Annotated in this window: 17 protein-coding genes; 13 read left to right on the top strand and 4 right to left on the bottom strand. The window is 32.3% G+C overall.

What is annotated here, in order from left to right; genetic code table 11:
• Positions 1-71: 71 nt before the first annotated feature.
• The 4 genes from DFQ10_RS15385 to DFQ10_RS15370 all read right to left on the bottom strand — a co-directional run bounded on the left by DFQ10_RS15385 (position 72) and on the right by DFQ10_RS15370 (position 6,491).
• Positions 72-1,160, bottom strand: coding sequence for an endonuclease (locus DFQ10_RS15385; RefSeq protein WP_115818328.1), 1,089 nt, complete (start codon positions 1,158-1,160; stop codon positions 72-74).
• Positions 1,161-1,365: 205 nt separating this feature from the next.
• Positions 1,366-3,192: an endonuclease gene (locus DFQ10_RS15380; protein WP_115818327.1), complete on the bottom strand. Its 1,827-nt coding sequence runs from the start codon at positions 3,190-3,192 to the stop codon at positions 1,366-1,368.
• 236 nt (positions 3,193-3,428) lie between these two features.
• Positions 3,429-5,207 (bottom strand): endonuclease, encoded by a 1,779-nt coding sequence (locus DFQ10_RS15375; RefSeq protein WP_115818326.1) that lies wholly within the window; start codon positions 5,205-5,207, stop codon positions 3,429-3,431.
• Positions 5,208-5,279: 72 nt separating this feature from the next.
• A complete protein-coding gene (locus DFQ10_RS15370; RefSeq protein WP_115818325.1) occupies positions 5,280-6,491 on the bottom strand; it encodes an RsmB/NOP family class I SAM-dependent RNA methyltransferase in 1,212 nt (403 codons plus the stop codon).
• 212 nt (positions 6,492-6,703) lie between these two features.
• On the opposite strand from DFQ10_RS15370, the gene DFQ10_RS15365 reads away from it, so the two are divergent.
• From DFQ10_RS15365 to DFQ10_RS15305, 13 genes are all read left to right on the top strand, one after another.
• On the top strand, positions 6,704-7,249 hold the full coding sequence (locus DFQ10_RS15365; protein ID WP_245940743.1) for an RNA polymerase sigma factor: 546 nt from the start codon (positions 6,704-6,706) through the stop codon (positions 7,247-7,249).
• Positions 7,250-7,288: 39 nt separating this feature from the next.
• The gene (locus DFQ10_RS15360; protein WP_115818323.1) at positions 7,289-7,603 is read left to right on the top strand and encodes a hypothetical protein; all 315 of its coding nucleotides are present in this window, start codon (positions 7,289-7,291) and stop codon (positions 7,601-7,603) included.
• A 2-nt stretch (positions 7,604-7,605) separates the two neighbouring features.
• Positions 7,606-8,109 (top strand): hypothetical protein, encoded by a 504-nt coding sequence (locus DFQ10_RS15355; RefSeq protein WP_147299235.1) that lies wholly within the window; start codon positions 7,606-7,608, stop codon positions 8,107-8,109.
• A gap of 148 nt (positions 8,110-8,257) precedes the next feature.
• Complete coding sequence (locus DFQ10_RS15350; RefSeq protein WP_115818458.1) at positions 8,258-9,670, top strand: CotH kinase family protein; 1,413 nt, start codon at positions 8,258-8,260, stop codon at positions 9,668-9,670.
• Positions 9,671-9,844: 174 nt separating this feature from the next.
• Positions 9,845-10,135: an EF-hand domain-containing protein gene (locus tag DFQ10_RS15345; protein WP_115818321.1), complete on the top strand. Its 291-nt coding sequence runs from the start codon at positions 9,845-9,847 to the stop codon at positions 10,133-10,135.
• A 109-nt stretch (positions 10,136-10,244) separates the two neighbouring features.
• Positions 10,245-10,985, top strand: a complete 741-nt coding sequence (locus DFQ10_RS15340) for a hypothetical protein (protein ID WP_115818457.1) — start codon at positions 10,245-10,247, stop codon at positions 10,983-10,985.
• A 184-nt stretch (positions 10,986-11,169) separates the two neighbouring features.
• Positions 11,170-13,488, top strand: coding sequence for a CotH kinase family protein (locus DFQ10_RS15335; RefSeq protein ID WP_115818320.1), 2,319 nt, complete (start codon positions 11,170-11,172; stop codon positions 13,486-13,488).
• A gap of 127 nt (positions 13,489-13,615) precedes the next feature.
• On the top strand, positions 13,616-14,146 hold the full coding sequence (locus DFQ10_RS15330; RefSeq protein WP_115818456.1) for an EF-hand domain-containing protein: 531 nt from the start codon (positions 13,616-13,618) through the stop codon (positions 14,144-14,146).
• 46 nt (positions 14,147-14,192) lie between these two features.
• Positions 14,193-15,392 (top strand): YHYH protein, encoded by a 1,200-nt coding sequence (locus DFQ10_RS18735; RefSeq protein ID WP_245940741.1) that lies wholly within the window; start codon positions 14,193-14,195, stop codon positions 15,390-15,392.
• Between the two features lie 26 nt (positions 15,393-15,418).
• Positions 15,419-16,561: a YHYH protein gene (locus DFQ10_RS15320; protein ID WP_245940740.1), complete on the top strand. Its 1,143-nt coding sequence runs from the start codon at positions 15,419-15,421 to the stop codon at positions 16,559-16,561.
• Between the two features lie 73 nt (positions 16,562-16,634).
• Entirely contained in the window at positions 16,635-17,711 is a 1,077-nt protein-coding gene (locus DFQ10_RS15315; protein ID WP_115818318.1) for a YHYH protein, read from the top strand.
• Positions 17,712-18,290, top strand: coding sequence for a hypothetical protein (locus tag DFQ10_RS15310; protein ID WP_115818317.1), 579 nt, complete (start codon positions 17,712-17,714; stop codon positions 18,288-18,290). It abuts the gene before it with no gap.
• Positions 18,291-18,502: 212 nt separating this feature from the next.
• Positions 18,503-19,288, top strand: coding sequence for a YHYH protein (locus DFQ10_RS15305; RefSeq protein WP_115818316.1), 786 nt, complete (start codon positions 18,503-18,505; stop codon positions 19,286-19,288).
• The last annotated feature ends 11 nt before the right edge of the window (positions 19,289-19,299 follow it).

The raw sequence follows: 19,299 nt of genomic DNA, 5'->3' as shown, positions 1-19,299 counted from the left end.
GTTGTTCACGATGTTTTAAACATAAAAAAGCGACTCCATGAGTCGCTTTTTTTTTTATATGATAGTTATACTTATTGTTTGATCAATCTTTTTGTTTGCGTACCGACTTCAGAATTTAACTTTACGATATAAACACCTTTAGTTAAGTTAGATATATTTAATTTAGATTGGTTTGACGAGATGTTTTGAACCGTAACTTTTTTACCTAAAATGTCATAAACTTCGGCAATAATGTCTTGGTTTGATAAAATAGTAACCTCATTACCATTTGCAGGATTAGGAAACATTTTAATGCTATTTTGCTCTACATCTGTAATAGAAAGATTTTCCCATCTGTTTTGAGCTTCAGGTCCTCCCCATATTACAGTAGCTAAATACGGGTTGTCAATAAAAGGATTTCTATTACCTTGTGCATATTCATTATTTGGGTCTCCATGATACGCATTTCTAACGTCTTCTAATTCTCCTTCAACTACAGGATCTTCAGCATTCCATTTTAAAAATAAATCTATCATAGCATCTGGAGTAGAAGCACTACTTCCATTGCCAACACCTGTTGGTAAACAACGATCACCATAACGTATATACATATACATAATAATTCTTGCACAGTCACCTTTCCATTCATCTCCAGGATACCAACCACCATTGGTACTACCAGATTCACCGTTAGGGAATTCACCATTGTTTTTATCTGTAAATTGTAAGCTTCCGCGTTGCCCATTTCTTTGAACATCGCTAGGTCTTAGCATTTGAGCATCAGAGCCAGGACCAGAAGTGCCTAAGTTAGGATTTCCTAAAGATTTTGGGTAAACATGTTCTCTGTTCCAGTCGCCAACACCACCACCATTATCAAACTTTCCTCTAGTTCTGTCAGTCGTTATACTACCATCAGTATCATTATAGCCATAAAGTAAAAGTACATTATTAGAATTGTTTGGATCTAAATCTGTTATCCTAGAAGCATCCCAAACGTCGCTGTAACTTAAATAGTTGACATGCTTATCTGTAGTTACATCAATTAAATCATTTTTTAAGCTAATGCCAGTAGAAGTAAAATCGACTGTGGTATAATAAGAACTTAATTCAGCTGGTGGAACTAACTGCGCAAATGCAATTGTAGTTACAAATATTAATAATAGTGTGTAAAGGTGTTTCATTATTTCTTGATTTTTTTTATAGAGACAAGTGAAACCTGTAGTAAGTAGGTTTATACATTGGGTCTTCTGCAAAGGTAAAAATTTTTATAGATTATAATTTTTTTTAACACCTTCCAATGATGACATGTTTAATATTTTGAATCGCTGATTTGGATAAAAAAAGCAGCTATAAAAGCTGCTTTTTAAATATTTATAATTAGTGAATTTATTGTTTCACTAATTTTTTGGTAACTATAGAATTTCCTTGTGTAATTTTTACAATATAAATACCAGCTTTTAAAGCTTGAAGATTTAAGTTGCTTGTTTTAGATATGTTGTTTTTAATAACTCGTTTTCCTAGAATATCAAAAATTTCAATGCTGGTACTAATATTAGATTCTAAATCTACAGTTAAACTATTTTTAACCGGATTTGGGTGAATCTTAACACTAGAAATATCAAATTTTTCAACATTTAAAGCTGTATAACAGGTGTAAGATAAATTATCAAATACAACTCTGTTACCAGATCCACTATTGCCATTTATTACAATAGAAACACTGTTTTCTATATTAATGTTAGGTATTGTAACGGTTTGCTCATCACCACTGTAAGCAATTGTACCCACTAAAGTTCCGTTAACATTGACATTAAATGTTCCGTCAGAACCACTAAAGACACGTTTCGTTGTTACGGTAAGCGATCCAATTCCTCCAGAAGTTGTTGGTAATGTTAATATTCCATCTCTAACCGTAATTGCGGCAGATGTAGTTGTATTAATTACTTGATCTGTTCTGGCATCGGTAGCAGTCCATGTTCCTCCTTCGTCACCAGTCCAGCTAACACTAGAATAGGAGCCGATAGATGTATCTAAATTTTCAAATGATTCCGTTAAACAATCTGATCCTCCAACTGTTCCATTGTCCGTAGTAGTTTCGCAATCTTGATTACTAAATCCAGATTCATTATTAGCTGCATCTTTAGCTTTAACTGTAAAACAATAATTGGTTTCTGCAGTTAAACCAGTAGCGGTAGCTGTTGTATTACCAGAGTTGAATGCGTATGTTCCGTCAATATAAATATCATAAGATATCACTCCAATATTATCACTAGACGCTGTCCATGATAAACTAATACTATTATCAGTAGGGTTAGAAGCGACTAAATTAGTTGGGTTTGATGGAGCTTCAGTATCTGGAGTCGGATTCCAAATTAGATCTGCGTATTCAGGATGATCCACAAAAGGATTAGCATTACCTTGAAAATTATACGCAGCATTATTTCTATCACGTTCTCTTTGGTCTACAGGATCTACATTATTATGCCAATCTAGTAAAACATCAATTGCCCAAGGAAAAAATACTTGATCTTCCGTACCGTTAAACATATCAAAACTTGTGTAACCATCAACAGTACTTTCATAACGCGTAGCGAAATAAAGTAAGGCTCTTGCGATATCACCTTTAAATTCATCGATAGGCTCAAAAACAATACCTGAATATCCTGGCATTGCGCTTGTTCCTCTTTTAGATCCATTTTGAGATGTAAGATTTACTGATCCAACATTTCCAAAAGGATATGAGCTTCTGTAATTATTAACTCTACAATCCGTTGGGATAACGTGGTGAATATCACTTTGCATTGGATAAGAACTGCCAAAAGACGATTGTGGCACTAAATGTTCTCTGTTATAACAGTCACCTTCTGAGTTTTGGTTACCTCCTTCATCAACATTGTGCGTAAAATTGTAAGGATCTGAACCCGTTGGATTTTCTGAATAGAAATCTAGAACCGTGCCGTCATTTTCATAAATATTACCAGATGACACAGGAACATCTGAATGAGTGTCTACATATCCATTAGAACCAGAAACGCCAGATCCATCATAAAGTTGGTCGTACGTTCTTGCCGTATGGCCATTTGTTGTAATACTTTTTAACTGAGTTTTTAATGCAAAACCAGATAATCCATTCGCGCTATCGTAATAATTAGATGGGGTTTGAGCAAACCCAATGCTTGTAATGAATAAGAAAAATAGGTAAAAGTATTTCATGTATTATAGTATTTAGAGCGTATTTATTATAAACAAAGGTAGAATATTTTTTAATAATAATAGTTAAACTAAATTCTGATATAAACGTTAGAATAAATTAGAAATTTAGCGTCAATACTAACTCTTATTGTATGTTGACTATAAATATAAATTAATCTACAAGATGTTTGTTTTTAGAGCTTAAGAAAGCAAAAGCAATTTATAAAAATTTGCTTTAGTTTCTAATTTTATTACAATTATTGCTTTAGAAGTTTTTTTGTAATCGTTGCGTTATTTTGAGTCATTTTTATCATATATACTCCAGTTTTTAAATCATGAAGATTAAGAGAAGTTGTCTTATCAATGATCGTATTAAAAACTCGCTTTCCTAAAATATCAAAAATTTCAATAGTGGTAGTTCTTTTATTTTTTAGACTAATTATGAGTTGATTATTTACGGGATTTGGATATGTATTTATGTGGTTAACACTAAAATCATCAATCCCTAAAGCAGAATAACAAGTGTAATTTAGGTCATCAATTTTTACACTGTTTGTAGCAGTACTATTACCATCTATAACAATTGCTGCATTATTTTCAATATTAATATTAGGTATAGTAAAAGTTTGTTCTAAGTCACTGTAAGGAATTGTGCCTACTATATTTCCGTTTACCTTTAAATTAAATGTTCCGCTAGTTCCTGAAAGGATAAGTTTAGTTGTGATTGTTAAAGAGCCAATACCTCCAAAAGTAGTAGGTAATGTTAAGGCTCCGTTTCTAATAGTGATGGCTTTGGTATTTAATGTTTGGTCATTTCTAGCATCTGTAGCAATCCAATTACCTCCATCGCTTCCATTCCAGCTAATGGTTTTATAAGTTGCTGAAGACACTCCTATATTTTCAAAATTTTCGATTAAGCAATTTGTATTACCTATGCCTGCATCTGTGGTGGTATCACAAACTTGATCACTGAAATTTGATTGATTGTTAGCTGCGTCTTTTGCCTTTATTGTAAAGCAGTAATTTGTAGCTGGTGTTAATCCATTTATTGTTGTAGTTGTATTGGCTGTAGTAAAGGCATAAATAGAATCGATGTAAACATCATAACCAATAACTGCTATATTATCTGTAGATGGTAGCCACGTTAAATCTATAGAATTGTCTGTTGGATTAGAAGCTGCTAAATTTATAGGATTTGTTGGAGCTTGGGTATCTATCCAAATCATATTTGCATACTCAGGATGATCAACAAAAGGATTAGCATTACCTTGATAGTTATATGCAGCGATATTTCTATCTATTTCTCTTTGGTCAACAGGATCGATATTATAATGCCAATCTAATAACATCGTTAAAGACCAATTAGATAAAGCTTGGTTTTCTGTGCCATTGAACATTGGAAAACTAGTATATCCATCTACGGTATCTTCGTATCTGGTCACAAAATAGAGAATCGCTCTTGCTATATCGCCTTTAAATTCATCAATTGGTTCAAATACAACTCCAGTATATCCTGGTGTTGCACTTATTCCGCGTTTAGTACCGTTTAAAGAAGTCCAATTTGCATTACCAACGATACCAAAAGGTAAATCACCTCTTTTATCATTTACAAACCCATCACTTGGTGTGATATGATGTATATCACTTTTCATTGGAAAAGCAGAACTAAATGCTCCTTGTGGAACTAAGCTTTCATGATTGTAACAAGACCCTTCGTCAACATAACTACCACATTGGTTGGGAGATCCATGATTATAAGTATAAGAGTCGATACCATTGGGATTTTCTGTGTAATACAACAAAATGGTATCATCATTTTCGTAACCTGCTTCTATAATATTATCAGAGTGGGTTGATACGTAACCCGTAAACAGCGTATTGTAGCCTTGATCAATATGACTATTAGTTATTATGTTTTTCAGTTCTGTTTTTAAAGTAAAACCAGATAGTCCGTTTGCACTATCATAATAACTTGAAGGGATTTGAGAAAAACCAATGCTAGAAAAGCATAGGAATACAATGTAAAGGTATTTCATAATCAGTAGGTTAAAATATTATTAGGGAATAATAATTGAGGCAGAATGGTGTTTGGGGGAAACTGCTTTTTATTATTTTTTTTCTAAAAGTGCCATATAGAATCCATCAAAACCAGATTTATAGGCTAATATCTTTTTGTCTTTTACAAGCGTAAATTCTTTACCAGCTTCTGTTGTTAAGAATGTCTCAACTTGTTTTTGATTTTCTGAAGGCAAAACAGAACACGTTGCATAGACCATTTTTCCACCAGATTTTACCATTTTAGAGTATTGATCTAAAACTTCTAATTGTGTCTTTTTTATGTTTTCTATAAACTCAGGTTGCAATTTCCATTTCGCATCTGGATTTCTACGTAAAACTCCTAAGCCAGAACATGGTGCATCAATTAGTAAACGATCTGCTTTACCATGCAATTTTTTAATTGGTTTGGTAGAATCAATCACTTTCATCTCAATGTTATGAACACCATTTCTACGTGCTCTTACTTTGAGTTTTTTCAATTTACTTTCGTAAATATCCATAGCAATAAGCTGACCTTTATTTTCCATTAAAGAAGCCAAATGCAATGTTTTTCCACCAGCACCAGCACAAACGTCAACGACTTTCATTCCGGGTTTTACGTCTAGGTAATCTGCAACTAATTGAGAAGAAGCATCTTGTACTTCAAACCAACCGTTTTTAAAGGCTTCAGTTTTAAATACATTAGCACGTTCTACTAATTTTAATGCCGAAGGATGATTTGGTAAAAACTCAGTTTCAATGTCTTCAGACTGTAACTTAAGTTGTAAGTCTTTTTTATTTGTTTTTATGGTATTTACTCGAAGAATAACTTCAGCTTGCTCATTTTGCATAGCAATTTCCTTAGTCCATTCTGCTTCACCTAATTCCGCAACACCCAATTCATCAATCCAATCTGGAATAGACTCTCTATATTTTCTAATTTTAGATAATTCATCAAAGCGTCCTTTAATTTTTCTAGTAGGAGTATCTGTGAAATATTTCCAATCCGGTAATTTTATACCTTTAAGAGTTGCCCAAACAGCAAACATTCGCCATAGATCATCTCTATGGTAAGGTGCTTTTACATTAGCAATTTCTGCATATAATCTTTGGTAACGTACAATGGTATAAACGGTTTCTGCAACAAATCCTCTATCTCTACTTCCCCAACGTTTATCACGCTTTAGTAATTGCTGTATTACTTTATCTGCATACTCACCTTCGTTAAAAATAAGGTGTAATCCGTCAATTACGGCAAAGCATAAGTTTCTATGTAATCTCATAACTAATGTTTAATTTTCAATATGCAAAATGTGTTCTGCAAAAATAACGTGCAAAGGTAAGCTAAAAGATTAAAATTGTGAGACTTTATTCAAAAGTGTTATTTTTAAAAATAATTAATATTACCGCAAGTTTTTATTTTTAAAAGCATCTAAAAATAATCAAGCAACACAAATAATTTTTGACAGAAACTGAATTTATAAAAGAATTAAACTTGAAAAGCACTGTAGCTTACAGTAAGCTTGTCGATGATTTTCAGCAAAAAGTATTTGCCACGTGTATTTCCTTTGTGCCTAATAAAGAAGATGCAGAGGATATTGCGCAAGATGTTTTTGTTGAGGTTTACAATTCTATTCATAAATTTAAAGGTGATTCAAAATTATCAACTTGGATTTATAGAATTACAACTAATAAGTGTTTAGAGTTTATTAGAAAGAAGAGTACTAAAAAACGTTTTGCTTTTTTACAGTCTATAACAGGAAATGCAATTCCGATGGATAAGACAGATTATTTTACAGAAATGAATCATCCAGGGATTTTGTTAGAAAACAAAGAACTCAATTCAACTTTATTTATGGCAATTAATAGATTGCCTGAAAGTCAGTCCGTTATTTTTACGCTCCATAAAGTTGACGGAAAAAGTTACCAAGAAGTTGCTGAGATTACAAATAAAAGCTTGTCTTCTGTAGAGTCAGTAATGTTTAGAGCTAAGAAGAATTTACAGAAAATTTTAGAAAATTATTATAAAAACGAACATTAGCACAAGTTTTTTTAGACTTATGCATCTAAATATATAGATATGAAAACAAATGTTGAAATGAATGAAAAAGTGAAAGCTACTTTTGATTCGTTAGAGTCAATTGGCGAAGTTAAAGTGTCTCCGTTTTTTAAAGAGAAAGTGATGCATAAAATTCGTAATGCATCAGAAGACATTCAAGCGGCAACGTACTCATGGTTTACACCAAAATTACAATTAGCGACTTTGGTTTGTGTTGTTGTATTGAATATTATGGCTTTTAATAATTTACAAGAAACAACTTACGATGAAAATGTGAGCAGTTTTGCGGAGTCTTATGGCCTATCTACAACCACAGAATCTACTTTATTAAAATAATCATGAAGAAGAATAATATATTATACATTTTAGTCGCTTTCCTAATTGTAGTGAATGGATTTTTTCTGTTTAATTACATGAGTGAAAGCAATGAAAATACATCAAAAGGACCTCAAGGGAATAGAGATTTTATTGTAAAAGAACTGGGTTTTAATAAAGCACAATTAGCACAATTTAAAGAAAATAGCCAAGGTCATCATCAAATTATGATGCGTTTGTCAGATGAAATTAAAGGCTTAAAAGATGAACTCTTCAGTAAATTATCAGAAGACGGAATAAATGAATCGACAATCGATTCTATTTCATCTTTAATTTGTGAAAAAGAAAAACTAAAAGACAAGGAGATTTTTTATCATTTTAAAATGATACAAGAATTATCTAATGATAAGCAAAAAGAAAAGTTTAAAACTATAATAAAAGATGCGTTACGACAAGGAGATCAAGGACAGAGACCTCCACCACCTGGAGAAGGAAAAGGGCATAGGCCACCACCTCGCAATTCGTAATATTAAAAATTTACAGTAAGGACCTTCAACTATTGAAGGTCTTTTTTTTGTGTTTTATTTAACAATAGCATCCACAAGTTTAAAAACCATATTTACATCTAAATCTAAGTAATAGTAAAAGTTTTAAAAATAATTAGATATGAAAAACATGAGAAACACAATTAAATTTTTATTAGTAGCAATATGTATTAGTACCTCGATACTGACTTTTAATGCTTGCAGTAATGATGATGTAACTTCATCTAGTGACGAGGTAGAGGTTATTATTGATGATACTGATTTTGAAGCTACAGATTGGACCACGGAAACGCATAGTAAAGATGCTGATCCAGATTTTGATGAGGTATTTGAAGATAATGCTGTAAAGCGCATAGATATCGTTATTACAGAATCTCGTTGGGGAAATATGCTTGATGATATGACTAATCTATATGGAGCATTTGGTGGCGGAAATGGATCATTTTCCGATGATGACGAAGATCCAATATTTGTGCCTGCAGAGGTTTTTTATAACGGAATTGAATGGTACAGAGTAGGAGTAAGATTTAAAGGTAATTCTAGTTTAGCTTCTTCTTGGGCTAATGGTATTTTAAAACTTTCATTTAAATTAGATTTTGATGAGTTTGAAGATGATTATCCACAAATAGATAACCAACGTTTTTATGGATTCAAAAAACTAAGCCTTAAAAATAATTATAATGACAAATCCCAATTACGAGAAAAAGTAGCAGGTGATGTATTTAGAAATGCAGGTTTAGCAGGTTCTCATACTGCATTTTATACTGTTTATGTAGATCATGGAGATGGTCCAATTTATTTTGGTCTTTACACCATGGTTGAAGAAGTAGATGATACTGTTTTAGATACTCAATTTTCTGATGATGATGGTAATTTATATAAACCAGACGGTGATGCTGCTAGTTTTGCTTATGGTACTTACGATGAAAATGAATTTGTTAAAAAGACAAATGAAGATGATGCAGATTTCTCCGATGTTCAAAGTTTATATACTATAATCAATGATGCTACAAGAACTTCTGATCCAGTAACATGGAGAACTAATTTAGATGCTGTTTTAGATACGGATGTTTTCTTAAAATATTTAGCAACAAATACGGTCATCCAAAATTGGGACACTTATGGTAAAATGACTCATAATTATTATCTCTACAACAATCCAGATACGAATAAATTAACATGGATTCCATGGGATAATAATGAGGCTTTACAAACCGGAAATATGGGAGGTTCTTTACCTTTAGATTTTTCAGGATTAAGTAGCTCTCAATGGCCGTTAATTGGATATTTATACGCAGATGAAGTGTATAAAGCGCAATACAATGCATACGTTCAAGAGGTTGTAGATGGAGCGTTTGATGTAAACACTATTCAATCCCAATACGCAACATATTCTACCTTAATAGAGCCTTATGCTACCACTGAACTAGATGGGTATTCATTTTTAAATAGTAGTTCAGATTTTCAAACAGCTGTTAGTACATTGAACTCGCATGTTGTATCAAGAGCTACAGCAGTAAGTAATTATTTAAATGGACAATAATATTATTAGCTATTTGAGCTGATTGTTTTTAGATTATTAAAGGCTTCGTGAGTAATTACGAAGCTTTGTTGTTTAAAATAGATGGTACTTTTTTTGTGTTTTATTTAACAAGACACCTCACAAGTTTATATGTAGAAGCACATCTAAACTTATATAACATTAAAATTTGAAAAGATGAAAAGTAAAACATTTAAAACAGTAGCAATAGTATTTGGAATAGCATTATTTATGTCTACTAATTCTTATGCACAATCTCAAAATCGTAAAGAAAGAAAAGAGCCACCAACATTTAGTGAGTTGTTAAAGGAAATGGATAAAAATGAAGACGGTAAACTTTCAAAAGATGAGATAAAAGGACCATTAAAAGAAGATTTTTCTAAAGTAGACACAGATGAAGATGGTTTTATTACAGAGGAAGAGTTTAAAAATGCTCCTAAGCCAGAACGAAAAAAAAGAAATAAATAGAGTTTGATTGATTGGTTTTTTTAAGGCTTCGTGAGAAATCGCGAAGCTTTTTTTTAAGAAATATCTATATAAAATATCTATATAAAATGTTTAAATAATGGTAAGTGGTATGAGATTATTTAGAAAAATAAGAAAGAAATTATTGATTTCAGGAAAATTGAGAAATTACATCGTTTATGCAATAGGAGAAATATTGTTAATTGTAATTGGTGTTTTAATTGCTTGGAAAATTAATAATTTAAATGAATTAAGAAAAAATAGAATAGTAGAATTAAAAATATATCAATCACTAAGTGAAGAGTTAAACTCCAACTTAGTGCTTCTAGATGCTTCAATTGCTAATTATACTGAGAGTGTAAAAGCTATAGAAGGTACCATTGCTATTGTTATGGACGAGTTGCCAAGTCAATATACTGAAGCGCAAAAAACAAATATTATTTTTGTGAATTACCAACCTACACAATTGCACAATGGAGCCATAAATTCAGTTAATACCACAAATAAATTTGAGTTTATTGAAAGTGTTTTACTTAAAGATTTAATTGCAGCATACCCTAATGAACTAGACAATTTTCAAAATCAAGAATCTAAGATTGAAAACATCGTTATTAATCGATTGCAACCTGCGATAGAAAATTATATCTCTTTAATTGATATGCTAAAAAAGCGCGAATTCAAATTTAATTGTTTCAAAACGTTTTCTACTGAATCTAACTATACACAATTGCTTAAAAGTCGCGAATACCAAAATAGTTTGGTAGATCGGTTATTACAAACTGAAATACAATTAACAAACGCTAAAAGTTTAAGAAACAAAACAGAAATAATTGCTTTTCAATTGAACAAGTAATTAAAAAATTAACAATGATGTTATTTTTATAAATAATACATTAATTAAATACTGATTCAGTTATTTAATTATTAGCATTTTAATTGTGGTTTTGGTTTTTTTTAAAATTATTTAATATATAGCGCAAGTTTTTTATTGTTTAAGCATCTAAAGGTGTATCACATCAATAAATTAAACTTAACAAATGAAAAAAACAATTACTATTCTATTGATATTCTTATTGTCAATGAATGCGTTTTCGCAAGATTTGTATGATATTAATTCTATTCAGACCATAGAAATCCAATTCGCTCAAAGCAATTGGGACGCACTATTAGATGCAGAAAAAGCTGGAGATAATAATTATACGGAAGCTACTTCTGTAACCATAAACGGAACAGTTTATAACCAAGTTGGTGTAAAGTATAAGGGAAATAGCTCTTACAGTGCTAACCAAACAAAGAATCCATTTCATATTGAATTAGATACGTATGTAGATCAAGATCATCAAGGTTATACCGATATTAAATTGGCAAATGTTATGTTTGATCCGTCTTTTGTGAGAGAAACAGTAGCCTATAATATTGTAAACCAATATATGGATGCACCTCAAGCTAATTATGCTAATGTTTATGTTAACGGAACTTTGATTGGTTTATATACAAACACAGAATCAATTTCTAAGAAATTTGTAAACAAACATTTTAATTCTAACGATAATGCTTTTTTTAGTTGTAGTCCACCAGATGGAGCCGGACCTCAAAGTACCAACTTACCAAATTTACAATATTTAGGTACAAGTTATACGAGCTATGATGATGCCTATGAAATTAAATCTGATGATGATGATGATCCTTCTGTTGCTTTAGCACATTGGGATGATTTAATAGATTTAACGTACACTTTAAATAACGATATTACTAATATTGAATCTGTTTTAGATGTTGATATGGCAATATGGATGTTGGCATTTGATAATGTTATGGTAAATTTAGATAGTTATATAGGTCAGTTTAAACAAAATTATTATTTATACAAAGACAACAATGGGCAGTTTAAGCCTGTAGTATGGGATTTAAATATGTCTTTTGGTACTTTCGCAATGACAGGTGAAAGTAGCGGAGGAGGTGGTCCTGGAGGTGGCGGAGGTGGTTCTTTAAATACAACCACTCAAAAAGCGCAATTAGACCATTTATTACATGATACGAGTTCTGATTTTCCTTTAATTTCTAAATTGTTAGCAGTACCTAAATACAAGAGAATGTATTTAGCACATTATAAAACTATTTTAACAGAGAATATTAGTAATTCAAACTACTTAACTTTAGCTAATGATTATCAAGCTATAATCTCTACTGCAGTTACAGCAGATACTAATAAGTTTTACACTGATGCTCAATTTACAGGGAATATAAATACGGATTATAGCTTAGGAATGAATACGGCCTCTGGACTTACAAATTTAATGAGCTCAAGAAGTTCATATTTGTTATCACAATCCGATTTTACAAATACACAACCCACTATAAACAATTTAGGATCTTCTGTAGCAATACCTACTATAGGTGATGATATATCAATTACAGCAAATGTTACAGACACTAACAATGTGTATTTAGGATATAGAACAGATGAATCTATACCATTTACAAAAGTAGAAATGTTTGATGATGGAGCGCACAACGATGGAGCTGCAGGAGATAACGTTTATGGCATTGATGTAACTATTGATGACGCCTACATGCAATATTATATTTATGCTGAAAATTCTAATATTGGAGCATTTTCACCTGCTAGAGCAGAGTATGAATTTTATACAGTAGATGCTACTTATGCCACATTAAACGTTGGTGATTTGGTAATAAACGAAATTTTAGCTTCAAATGATACAGGTGAAACTGATGAAGAAGGAGAATATGAAGATTGGATTGAGTTATATAACACTACAGATGCAACATTAAGTTTAGATAACTTGTATTTATCAGATGATGCTTCAGATCCATTAGTTTATCAATTTCCTGCAGGAACAACTTTAGATGCAGATAGTTATTTAATAGTTTGGTGCGATAAAGATCCAGAACAAGGAGATTTTCATGCCGACTTTAAATTCTCGTCAGGTGGTGAAACAGCCATTTTATCTTATGCTGATGGTACTATTTTGCAAAACATAACTTTTGGTGAGCAAACTACAGATATGGCTTATGCCAGAAATCCAAACGGAACTGGTGATTTTGTAATTCAAGCTCCAACTTTTGGCGCCAATAACGAAACGCTCTCTGTTGATGAAGTAACATTTAACAATCATTTAAAGTACTTCCCAAATCCAACAAACAATTATTTAACTCTAGAAAATACCAATTTTTCAATTGAATCTGTCGAGGTTTATAATCTTCAAGGTCAGCAATTGTTTAAAGGAAGTTACGTTAATGAAAACGCTGTAAATATTGATTTTACTTCTTTTTCTAAAGGATTATATCTAGTGGTTGTAAATGAAATTACAGTATTAAAAATAGCAAGAAAATAATTGAGTAATTTATATTGTTTAATAGTAGAAGAGCTTTGTGATTTTATCATGAAGCTTTTTTTTTTATGTTATTAACACAAGTTTTTTTAGAATAACACATCTAAAAATAAAAACAATAAGAATCAAAATGAAAAATAGAAAAATAACATTTGTAATAACGGTATTTTCAATGCTACTATGTTTAACCACGTTTGCTCAAGGACCTCCTGGTGGAGGACAAGGAGGAAGAGGCGGAAGACAAGGTGGTGGACCACCAAAAGGCGAAAAACCAAATGCTTCAGAAATATTAAAATTGTTAGATATCAATAACGATGATAAAATTGATAAAGATGAAGCAGCAAAAGACAAAAGAGGAAAGATTTCTGAAGATTTTGATACCATAGATGCTAATGAAGATGGATTTATAGATTTAGAAGAATTGGAAGCGTCTTTAGACAGCAGAAAACCTAAAAGAGTATCTATAAAGAAACTTTTAAAAGAAGTAGATCAAGATGAAGATGGACAATTAAATGAATTGGAGGTTGCCGCAAAAGACAAGCGAGATTTGATGGCTAATTTTTCTGAGATTGATGTAAATGGTGATAGTCAATTAGATATAGAAGAGTTAAAAGCGTTTTATTCAAAAGACGATAAGAAAACCAAAAACAGAAAGGAATAGAACTAATAGGTTAACTTTAATTGAAACATTTTAAATCCATTTATTTATGAAGTATTCCAAGATCTTAAAAGCGATGATAATATTTGTGTTTACTGTAACATTCTTCTGCTGTAAGCCAAGTACAAAATCTAATGATGATAATATTGTCAATCCAAGAGAAGGGCAGGCACCTAGTGTCACTGATTTAATAAATGAGATGGATATTAATAAAGATGGAAAATTATCAAAGTCAGAAGTGCAAGGCCCTTTATCAAATGATTTTTCTACAATAGATACTAATAATAATGGTTTTCTCTCTAAAGAGGAATTAGAAAGTGCACCGAGACCAGAGAGAAGAGAACCAAGAGAGACTAGAACTAACAACAGTGTTCAGAAAGATTTCGAAGTCACTATAAATGTAGATCCTTCATTATTTATAAAGGAAAGTTTATTAAAAGAAATTACAACAGAAGAACGGACGCTATCTAATGGTACAAAAGCCCTATGTTATGTTATTACAACAGCTTCTCAACCTCAAGAACACAAAATGGGACCATGGTGTCCAACACATATTAATGACGGTAAAGATAAAGGTGGTATTTGGTTTAAAGATGATAAAGTCTATGATGTAGATGGCCATTTTATTGCCAACCTTAAAGAATTTTATTCTGATGAAGAATGGGCGTTGTTTAGAGAAGATGGATCAGTTAAAGTTACAAAGACTCAAGAAGAATGTGAAGCTGCAGCAAGACCAGATGTTGATGAAAAGTATCATAATTATTGTGTAGAATGTTTACCAGACTATTATAGAGAGAAAGTATCAACTTACATTATTCCTGTTAAACCTATGTATTTAGAAAATTCAAATGCATTAGGAAGAAACGGTATTGGAGTTGCATTTAACGGTGTTAATTTTGATGCTCCAGCACCAACACATGCTATACTTTCAGCACATACTTTAGCACCTTTAGATGATGCTGGTGGTCATGTTAATCCACATGCAGGTTATCATTATCATGCCGTTACAGGTAAGACAAAAGAGATAGCGCAAAAAGATACTCATGCACCAATGATTGGTTATGCTATGGATGGTTTTGGAATCTATGCGCACAAGGACAAAAACGGTAATGGATACCATGATTTAGATGATTGTGGTGGACATTATGATGAGATTAGAGGTTACCATTACCACGCAGGAGATGCTGGTAGCAATCAAGTTTTAGGCTGTTTACATGGAGTAAGTGGATCAGTGTCTGTTAAGGGGTGAGACTTTAATTCAAATAATTTTAAAAGATGAAATACATTGTTAGAATTACAAGTGTAATGGCTTTAGCTTTTTTATTAGGTTGTAATAGTCAAAAAAATAAAGGAGAACATAGTCATGATGGTGGAGAGACACATTCTCATTCAACAAAAAGCTTTTCTAATATGACTCATTATTTTGGTGCTTACGATTTAGAAAATGAAGAATATGGTACCAAAACAAAAGTGACACTTACCAAAGATGCACGAGTTATGGTAACCAATGCTTTACCAAATCATAAAACAGGAGAATTTCCAAACCCAGGAAATCCAAATACAATTTCTGCTCAGAATAATACTTACAGTTTTCCTTTAAACCCAAAATATACAGGCAAAGCAACTTGGGCAAGAGAGCCAGGAATAGCATTGAATGGTATTAAATTTGAACCGGGAACAGCTGAGGTTGTTGAATGTGATACAGGCGAAAATTATCGAGTAGAAGCACTTCAAGATGTTATAGATTTAGGCTTAGATTTTAATCATGCACATGTGCAACCAACAGGTGCTTATCATTATCATGGAACACCAACCTCTGTAATTGAAGAATTTGATGCAGGCGAAGATTTAGTACATGTTGGTTTTGCGCACGATGGTTTTCCTATGTATTATTCTAAATCAGGGAAATTCAAACCAAGTTATAAGGCTATAGATGGTAATAGAGAAGGGGAAGATTGCACCTATGAAAATCCGCATCAATCTATCGATATTTCTGTCGGTGGTCATCATGATGGAACATTTACTTCTGACTTTGAATATATAGCAGGTTCAGGAGACTTAGATGAATGCAACGGTATCACAATTGATGGAGTTTATATGTATTTAGTCACAGCCGAGTTTCCATATATCAGTAGATGTTTAATGGGAGACTATGAAGAAGCTAGACCACAAGGAGGTGGACAAAGACCAAGAGGAGGTCAAGGTCAGCGACCAAATGCTACTGAATTAATAAGCAAAATGGATACTAATAAAGATGGTAAGCTATCTAAAGATGAAGTAAAAGGACCTTTGTCTGAACATTTCTCAAAAGTAGATTCAGATAAGGATGGATTTATCACAAAGGAAGAATTAGAAAAAGGACAAAACCAAAATGGGCAAAGGCCTCAAGGAGGAAGACCACAAGGAGGAAGAAATTAAGAAGAAATTCATTATAAGAATTAAACTTTTAACACACACACTTAAGTCTAAAAAGTGCTAACCAACTGAATTAATGAAAAACATAATAAAATTATTACTGGTAATTATATTGGCAGTATTCGTAGCGTGTTCAAACAATGACGATAGCGCATGTACAGAATTAACTTGGTACCAGGATTTTGATGAGGATAATTTGGGAAATCCAGATGTTAGCATTGAGGCTTGCGAACAACCAAATGGTTATGTCTCCAATAATTCAGATACTGATGATTCGGGTTGTGAGTCAGACCAAGTTTTAGATGATTCAAGAGGTGCTTGTAATCAAACATTAGCTTTTACTAATTCATATAACCAAACTATTTCAGGAACAAATAGAATAATTACTTCAAATAGTATACCTGAACATCTTGTTGGAACCTTTGGTATGGGACCTGGTTCATTAAATCCTAATGCCATTTCTGAGCAAAATGAAATTTATACCATTACAATTAATCCAACGGAAGCGAATGTTCTCACGGCATTGTTGTCAACAACAGGAATAGGGCCAAATGCAGGACCGCAATATTCATTTGGTGTTTTACTAAATGGTGTAGAATTAGATCCTGTTGCTGCAGAACCTTTTCCTCATGAAGGAGCTATGAGTCCAAACGTAAATTGGGAGTGGAATTTAGAGGCTTTAAATGTTAACTTAGGTTTAGATTGTAATAGTGCTCATGTACAACCAACAGGTAAATACCATTACCATGGTTCTCCAATATTATTTTTAGAATCATTAAATGTACCAACAAATGCTATGACATTAATTGGCTATGCTGCAGATGGTTTTCCTATTTATTATAAATATGCGTATTCGGATGCATCAAATAATAACTCTTCTGTTATTGTAATGTCTTCAAGTTACCAATTAAAGTCGGGCAATAGAGGAGGAGATGGAGTTACAGCTCCTTGCGGAGATTACAATGGTGTTTATTCTAATGATTACGAATATGTTTCAGGGCTTGGCACTTTAGATGAAGCCAATGGTAGAACAGGAGTCACTCCAGAATATCCATCAGGAACGTATTACTATGTTATAACTGATGAATATCCTAGTATTCCAAGATTCTTTAAAGGAACACCATCTAATGATTTTAAAATAGGAAACAACTAGATGAAATTTTCTAGTTGCATAGTATTACTTTTTTTTGCTTTTTCAGGTGTAGGATTTGCTCACGATGCCAACAAAGCCTTTTTTAATATTCAACAAAAAGATAATTTGGTTGAAGTAAGAGCTGAATTTCCTTGGAGTATTAGAAATGCACTTCTAGAAGCCTATCCAGAATTAGAACATTCAAAAAGTAAAGCGGATTTTGATACAGCTTTTTTTGATTACGTTAAAACTAATTTTGAATTGAGAAATGATGACTCTATTTTAAAATTAATAGCTGTAGAAGAGGTAACGCATAATGAGCATGCACATGCCAATGCATTTATCTTTTTATTTGAAGGAAATGCTTTTGATACCGTTAAAAATGCAGTGATGTTTAATGTGTATAAAGATCAGGAAAATTATCACGATATACTTGTTTCAAAAGAGCATTTAAAATTCATTACATCACCAGATTCACCTGTAGCTGTATTACAGCCTATATCAGAAAGGAATGGAGGGAATCGCGTTATAACAGGCTTAATTGTAGTCGCTTTTTGTGTTTTTGGAGTCTTTCTTTGGAGTCAGCGGAAGAAACTATAATTCAGAATAACAATCGAGAACCTTTTAAAGTGGCACTTTATAATTCCATAATAAGAAACAAGAATTATTCGTTTTTGTAAAGCGATTTTAATCAGTTTGTAGTGTTTTTGTTTGAAGCTTTTTTTGTTAAATAAATACTAAAAAGAAAAGCCTGCACAAGTTTATTTCTGTTAAGGCATCTAAATATTAAATAACCTTAAAACACTAAAACTATGAAAATCTATTTTAAACCTTTAACCTACATTACAATTTTTGCTTTTGCACTATTTGCTTGCAGTAGTGATGATTCTGTAAGTGATGGAGGTAATGGTGACGACGACGATGTTGGAGTAACAGAATTGCATGCCGCATTTGCAGCGTTTAATTCAGATGCGGTCACCGCTATTTTATCCGATGATGGTACTGAAGTTTATATTGAAACAACAGGTTTTCCAAACCATACATCAATTTATTGGGAAACAGATAATGCGCTTTATATAGATGAGCCAGGTGTTACAAAAACAACTCAAGACACCTATATTGGTGGTGGGCAAGGTGAAGCAGCAAGTTTTACAGTTGATGCCACGCCAGACTTAACAGGTGCTACTGTTACTACACAATTAAATACAATTGGTATAGCAGTTAGTGGAGCGTCTATATTTAATGATCAAGAAGGTATGGGAGATTTAGATCAAGCTGCTGGAAGTTTAGATTGGGCAGGAGCTCACAAAGGTCCAGGTGTGTATCACTATCACTTAGAGCCTACACCAATTACTAGCGATGATGATAGTTTGGTAGGTATATTACTCGATGGTGTCTTCATTTATGGAAGACAATGTAGTTCAACAGGAACAAATCCTACAGATTTAGATGCTTCAGGTGGTCACACATCTACGACACAGTATACAGATGGCGCAGAAGAATATCATTATCATATTATTAATGAAGTGTATCCTGCAGGTAATTATGCTTATGCACCTGCCTATGTTCTTTTTGCTGGACCATTTCAAGGATACTAAAATTTGAAAAA

Origin of the sequence: Winogradskyella eximia, assembly GCF_003386165.1 — a bacterium.
GTDB classification, from domain to species: domain Bacteria; phylum Bacteroidota; class Bacteroidia; order Flavobacteriales; family Flavobacteriaceae; genus Winogradskyella; species Winogradskyella eximia.
This window is presented reverse-complemented; position numbering and strand designations above follow the sequence as displayed.